This window comes from Streptomyces sp. YS-3 (genome assembly GCF_045257485.1).
Classification (GTDB): domain Bacteria; phylum Actinomycetota; class Actinomycetes; order Streptomycetales; family Streptomycetaceae; genus Streptomyces.
In genome coordinates this window covers 1-5,426 of record NZ_JBJHPC010000496.1, presented here as the reverse complement: position 1 = coordinate 5,426, position 5,426 = coordinate 1, and the positions used below count along the sequence as shown (strand labels likewise).

General features: G+C 68.2%; 5 protein-coding genes. 2 read left to right on the top strand and 3 right to left on the bottom strand.

What is annotated here, in order from left to right:
• Positions 1 to 309 precede the first annotated feature (309 nt).
• Positions 310 to 2,577 carry a (Fe-S)-binding protein gene (locus ACJA3G_RS29095; protein WP_406556017.1) on the top strand — a complete coding sequence of 756 codons (2,268 nt, stop codon included), beginning with the start codon at positions 310 to 312 and terminating at the stop codon, positions 2,575 to 2,577.
• 322 nt (positions 2,578 to 2,899) lie between these two features.
• On the top strand, positions 2,900 to 3,859 hold the full coding sequence (locus ACJA3G_RS29090; RefSeq protein WP_406556016.1) for a Yip1 family protein: 960 nt from the start codon (positions 2,900 to 2,902) through the stop codon (positions 3,857 to 3,859).
• A gap of 97 nt (positions 3,860 to 3,956) precedes the next feature.
• On the opposite strand, the gene ACJA3G_RS29085 is transcribed toward ACJA3G_RS29090, so the two are convergent.
• From ACJA3G_RS29085 to ACJA3G_RS29075, 3 genes are all read right to left on the bottom strand, one after another.
• Positions 3,957 to 4,454 carry a phosphoribosyltransferase gene (locus ACJA3G_RS29085; RefSeq protein ID WP_101392481.1) on the bottom strand — a complete coding sequence of 166 codons (498 nt, stop codon included), beginning with the start codon at positions 4,452 to 4,454 and terminating at the stop codon, positions 3,957 to 3,959.
• A gap of 5 nt (positions 4,455 to 4,459) precedes the next feature.
• Entirely contained in the window at positions 4,460 to 5,035 is a 576-nt protein-coding gene (gene dcd / locus ACJA3G_RS29080; RefSeq protein WP_406556015.1) for a dCTP deaminase, read from the bottom strand.
• A 79-nt stretch (positions 5,036 to 5,114) separates the two neighbouring features.
• Entirely contained in the window at positions 5,115 to 5,300 is a 186-nt protein-coding gene (locus ACJA3G_RS29075) for a hypothetical protein (protein WP_406556018.1), read from the bottom strand.
• Positions 5,301 to 5,426 lie beyond the last annotated feature (126 nt).

The following is a 5,426-nucleotide window of genomic DNA, read 5'->3' as shown; positions in this document are numbered from 1 at the left end:
CCCCCGGCCCCGGCGCGCAGGACGGCCGCGCGGACCACCGCTGCCAGCAGGGCGGTGCAGAGCAGGGCGGCGACGGCGGCGGTGAGCCCGGAGATCATGCGAACCAAGTTAGATTGTTATGTCCGTGTATGGGCTGAATAACACGATGGACATTTCAAAAGAAGCAGAAACCCCGTCCAGACTGAGGGCCGCCTGAGCGACACAGATCACCGCGTGCGCGGCTACAGCGCCGCCGGATAAATGGGTACGCTCAGACGAGCTCGATAAGTTACTGCTTAGTAATCCCTGGCAGGCCCGAGGAGCCCCCACATGCAACTCGCCGCGATCATCGTGTCGCTGGTCCTAATCGCGGTCGGCGTAGCGCTGTTCGGCCGTGCAATCTGGCAGATCTACCGGTTCGTGCGGCTGGGCCAGCCGGTACCCGCGGGCACCCGGACCGACGAACCCGTGCAGCGCACCGTGACCGTGGTCAAGGAGTTCCTCGGCCACACCCGGATGAACCGCTGGGGCATCGTCGGCGTCGCGCACTGGTTCGTGGCGGTGGGCTTCTTCTCGCTGCTGCTGACGATCGTCAACGCGGTGGGCCAGCTCTTCCAGGCCGACTGGCTGATCCCCGTCATCGGCGACTGGCTGCCGTACGAGATCTTCGTCGAGTTCCTCGGCCTGATGACGACGCTCGGCATCCTCACGCTGATCACCGTCCGCCAGCTGAGCAAGGCCGACAAGCCGGGCCGCAAGTCCCGGTTCGCCGGCTCCAACACCGGCCAGGCGTACTTCGTCGAGACGATCATCCTCATCGTCGGTGTCTGCATCATGACCCTGCGCGCCCTGGAGGGCGTCCAGCACGGCGTGGACAGCTATGAGCCCGGGTTCTTCGCCTCGTACCCGCTCATCCTGGCCCTCAAGGGCCTGAGCCTGACGACGATCCAGAACCTGACCTACGCGGTCGCGGGCCTGAAGATCGCCGCTTCCTTCATCTGGATGATCACGGTCTCCCTGAAGACCGACATGGGCGTGGCCTGGCACCGCTTCCTCGGCTTCCCCAACATCTGGTTCAAGCGCGAGGCGGACGGCTCCACGGCGCTGGGCGCGCTCCAGCCGATGACCTCGGGCGGCAAGGCGATCGACTTCGAGGAGCCGGGCGACGACGACGTCTACGGCGTCTCCCAGATCGAGCACTTCTCCTGGAAGGGCATCCTCGACTTCTCCACCTGCACCGAGTGCGGGCGCTGCCAGTCGCAGTGCCCCGCCTGGAACACCGGCAAGCCGCTCTCCCCCAAGCTCCTGATCATGTCGCTGCGCGACCACGCGCACGCCAAGGCGCCGTACCTGCTGGCAGGCGGCGGCAAGGACATGGAGGGCAACGAGAAGGCGACGCCCGAGCAGCTGAAGGACGTCCCGGCCGCCGCCCTCGCGGAGGCCGAGCGCCCGCTGATCGGCACGGTCGAGGAGAACGGCGTCATCGACCCGGACGTCCTGTGGTCCTGCACCACCTGCGGCGCCTGTGTCGAGCAGTGCCCGGTCGACATCGAGCACATCGACCACATCGTCGACATGCGCCGCTACCAGGTGATGATCGAGTCCGCGTTCCCGTCCGAGGCGGGCACGATGCTCAAGAACCTGGAGAAGAAGGGCAACCCCTGGGGGCTCGCCAAGAAGCAGCGCGTGGAGTGGACCAAGGAGGTCGACTTCGAGGTCCCGATCGTCGGCAAGGACGTCGAGGACCTGTCCGAGGTCGACTACCTCTACTGGGTCGGCTGCGCCGGCGCCCTGGAGGACCGCGCCAAGAAGACCACCAAGGCCTTCGCGGAGCTGCTGCACATGGCGGGCGTCAAGTTCGCGATCATGGGCGGCGACGAGAAGTGCACCGGTGACTCGCCGCGCCGCCTGGGCAACGAGCCGCTGTTCCAGCAGCTCGGCCAGGAGAACGTCGCGATGCTGAACATGGCGTTCGGCGAGGATGACGACGAGCCGGAGACGAAGAAGCCCAAGTCGTCGAAGAAGATCGTCGCGACCTGTCCGCACTGCTTCAACACGATCGCCAACGAGTACCCGCAGCTCGGCGGCGAGTACGAGGTCATCCACCACACCCAGCTGCTCCAGCACCTCGTGGACGAGGGCAAGCTGGTCCCGGTGACCCCGGTGGAGGGTCTGATCACGTACCACGACCCGTGCTACCTCGGCCGTCACAACAAGGTCTACACGCCCCCGCGCGAGATCATCGCGAAGGTGCCGGGCCTGCGGAACGAGGAGATGCACCGCCACAAGGAGCGCGGCTTCTGCTGCGGCGCCGGCGGTGCGCGGATGTGGATGGAGGAGCGGATCGGCAAGCGCATCAACAACGAGCGCGTCGACGAGGCACTCTCCCTCAACCCGGACATCGTCTCCACGGCCTGCCCGTTCTGCCTGGTCATGCTGACCGACTCGGTCAACGGCAAGAAGAACGACGGCCAGGCGAAGGAGTCCATCCAGGTCGTGGACGTGGCGCAGCTGCTGCTCGACTCGGTGAAGACCCCGGCGGACCCGACGGCCTCCGAGGACGCGGAGCCGGCCCCGGAGCCCGAGCCGGTGAAGTAACTGGCCCGAGCCGGTGAAGTAGCCGGTCCGAGCCGGTGAATTAACCGGCCCGCGACGGCCCGCACCACAGCGCCACCCACAGCGGCCGGTCTCCGCCCCCCGGGGCGGGAACCGGCCGCTGTCGTGTACGCGGGAGGAGACCCCGGGGGTACGGGAGAAACCCCTGGTCACGTTCACGACGGCCGACTGGGGCCGAGCCCGCCGGGCCGCCCGACCGGCTCCCCTCCGGGACCCCCTAGGGGATGTCACAGCTCAGCCGCAAAGACGCCCCGTTCCCCCCGCCCCGGCTTGGCGCCCCGTCAGAACAGGTACGTTCGAAAGCGTGGCAGGATTCAGGATGGGGCGCGGCCGGGACGACCGGAACCCGCGACGGCGACCGCAGCAGGGACAGGGGCAGGGACACGGCCAGGGAGGCCAGTGGCCCGGCTCTCCACAGCAGCGCGCACAGCAGCAGTACGGATACGGGCAGCAGCAACAGCAGCCGTACCCGCAGCAGGGCGAGCCGGAGTACTTCGGCGACCCGTACGGCGGGCAGGGACACGGCGGGCAGGGCCAGGGCGGCCACGGCCCGAACGGGTACGGCCCGAACGGGTACGGCCAGGGCGCACCCCAGGGGTACACGCCCGCCCAGGACCCGTACGCCAACAACCCGGGCCACACCCAGGCCTTCAGCATCGACGAGGACCCGTACGGCCAGGGAGCGACCTATCGCGCCGGCGCCGCCGCGGCACCCCCGTCCGGCCCCCGGCTGCGCTGGAAGGAACTGCTGCACGGCATCGTGACGCGGCCGGGCCCGACGTTCTGGCAGATGCGCGACTACCCCGTCTGGGGCCCGGCGCTGATCATCACGTTCCTCTACGGAATGCTGGCGATCTTCGGCTTCGACAAGGCCCGCGAGGACGTCATCAACACGACGCTGAGCAAGGCCGTCCCGGTGGTCCTCACCACGGGCGTGGTCTTCGTGCTCGGCGGCATGATCCTGGGCGCGGTGACCCACACGATGGCCCGCCAGCTCGGCGGCGACGGCTCCTGGCAGCCGACCGTGGGCCTCTCCATGCTGATCATGTCCCTCACGGACGCGCCCCGGCTGCTGCTGGCGCTGTTCCTGAGCGGGGACAACGGTCTGGTGCAGGTGATCGGCTGGGTGACGTGGCTGGCGGCGGGCGCGCTGTTCACGTCGATGGTGAGCAAGTCGCACGACCTGCCGTGGCCGAAGGCGCTGGGCGCGAGCGCGATCCAGCTGGTGGCGCTGCTCAGCCTGATCAAGCTGGGCACGATCTAGCGGGTACGCGCGTACGCCGTTACGCGGTTACGGGAGGGGCCCGGGGTTCTGTGAACCCCGGGCCCCTCCCGTATCTCCTGCCGGCCCAGCGGCTGCTCTACGCGTCGAGGACCTGGCCCTCACGGCGTACGACGGGCGGCTCGACGCTCCACGGGAAGTTGATCCACTCGTCGGTGCGCTTCCAGACGTACTCGCACTTCACGAGCGAGTGCGACTTCTCGTAGATCACCGCGCTGCGGACCTCGGCGACGTGGTCGACGCAGAAGTCGTGGACGAGCTTGAGCGTCTTGCCGGTGTCGGCGACGTCGTCCGTGATCAGGACCTTCTTGCCGGAGAAGTCGATCGCGTTGGGGACGGGCGCGAGCATGACCGGCATCTCCAACGTGGTGCCGACGCCGGTGTAGAACTCCACGTTCACGAGGTGGATGTTCTTGCAGTCCAGGGCGTAGGCGAGACCGCCCGCGACGAAGACGCCGCCGCGCGCGATGGAGACGACGATGTCGGGCTCGTAGCCGTCGTCCGCGATGGTCTGCGCGAGGTCGCGGATGGCGCCCCCGAACTTCTCGTAGGTCAGGTTCTCGCGTACGTCGCTCATGTCACTCACACCTGGGTCCGATGGAAATTGAGGAAGGACCGCGAGGCGGTCGGTCCGCGCTGGCCCTGGTACCGGGAGCCGTACCGCTCCGAGCCGTAGGGCGACTCGGCGGAGGAGGTCAGCCGGAAGAGGCACAGCTGCCCGATCTTCATGCCCGGCCAGAGCTTGATCGGGAGGGTCGCGAGGTTGGAGAGCTCCAGCGTCACGTGCCCGGAGAAACCGGGGTCGATGAAGCCGGCCGTGGAGTGCGTGACGAGGCCGAGCCGTCCGAGCGAGCTCTTGCCCTCCAGCCGGGAGGCGAGGTCGTCGGGGAGCGAGATGACCTCGTAGGTCGAGGCGAGCACGAACTCGCCCGGGTGCAGGATGAAGGCGTCGTCGCCGTCGGGCTCGACGAGCCTCGTCAGGTCCGCCTGCTCGACCGCTGGGTCGATGTGCGGGTACCGGTGATTCTCGAACACCCGGAAATAGCGGTCGAGCCGTACGTCGATGCTGGACGGCTGGACCATGGATTCGTCATACGGGTCGATACGGACGCGACCCGCGTCGATCTCGGCCCGGATGTCCTTGTCTGAGAGAAGCACGTCCCGAGGATACGCAGGGTGCGCGGGCCTGCCGTAATCGGACAGACCCGCGCGCGCCACGGCGCCCGCCGGGCAGGTCCTACCTCTGCTCGCCCGCCACGGGGACGGCGTGCCGCAGCCGGGCGCAGCGGGGGCACCGGAGCAGCCGGCCGGGCCCGATCCGCTCGGCCCCGAGCTGCTGCATCGGGAACATATCGGTGGTGAAGACGTGCCCCTCGGCACAGCGGACGACGGTGCGCTCCAGCGAGTCCATCAAGTGGCTCAAGTCCCTTCCCCAACAACAAGCATGGACGGAGAAACCACCACATTAAGGGATGAACGGGACGCCACTCCAAGCGGCACTCCGATACCGCCCCGACCCACCCGGACCCCCAGCACCGTACGCCCCAAC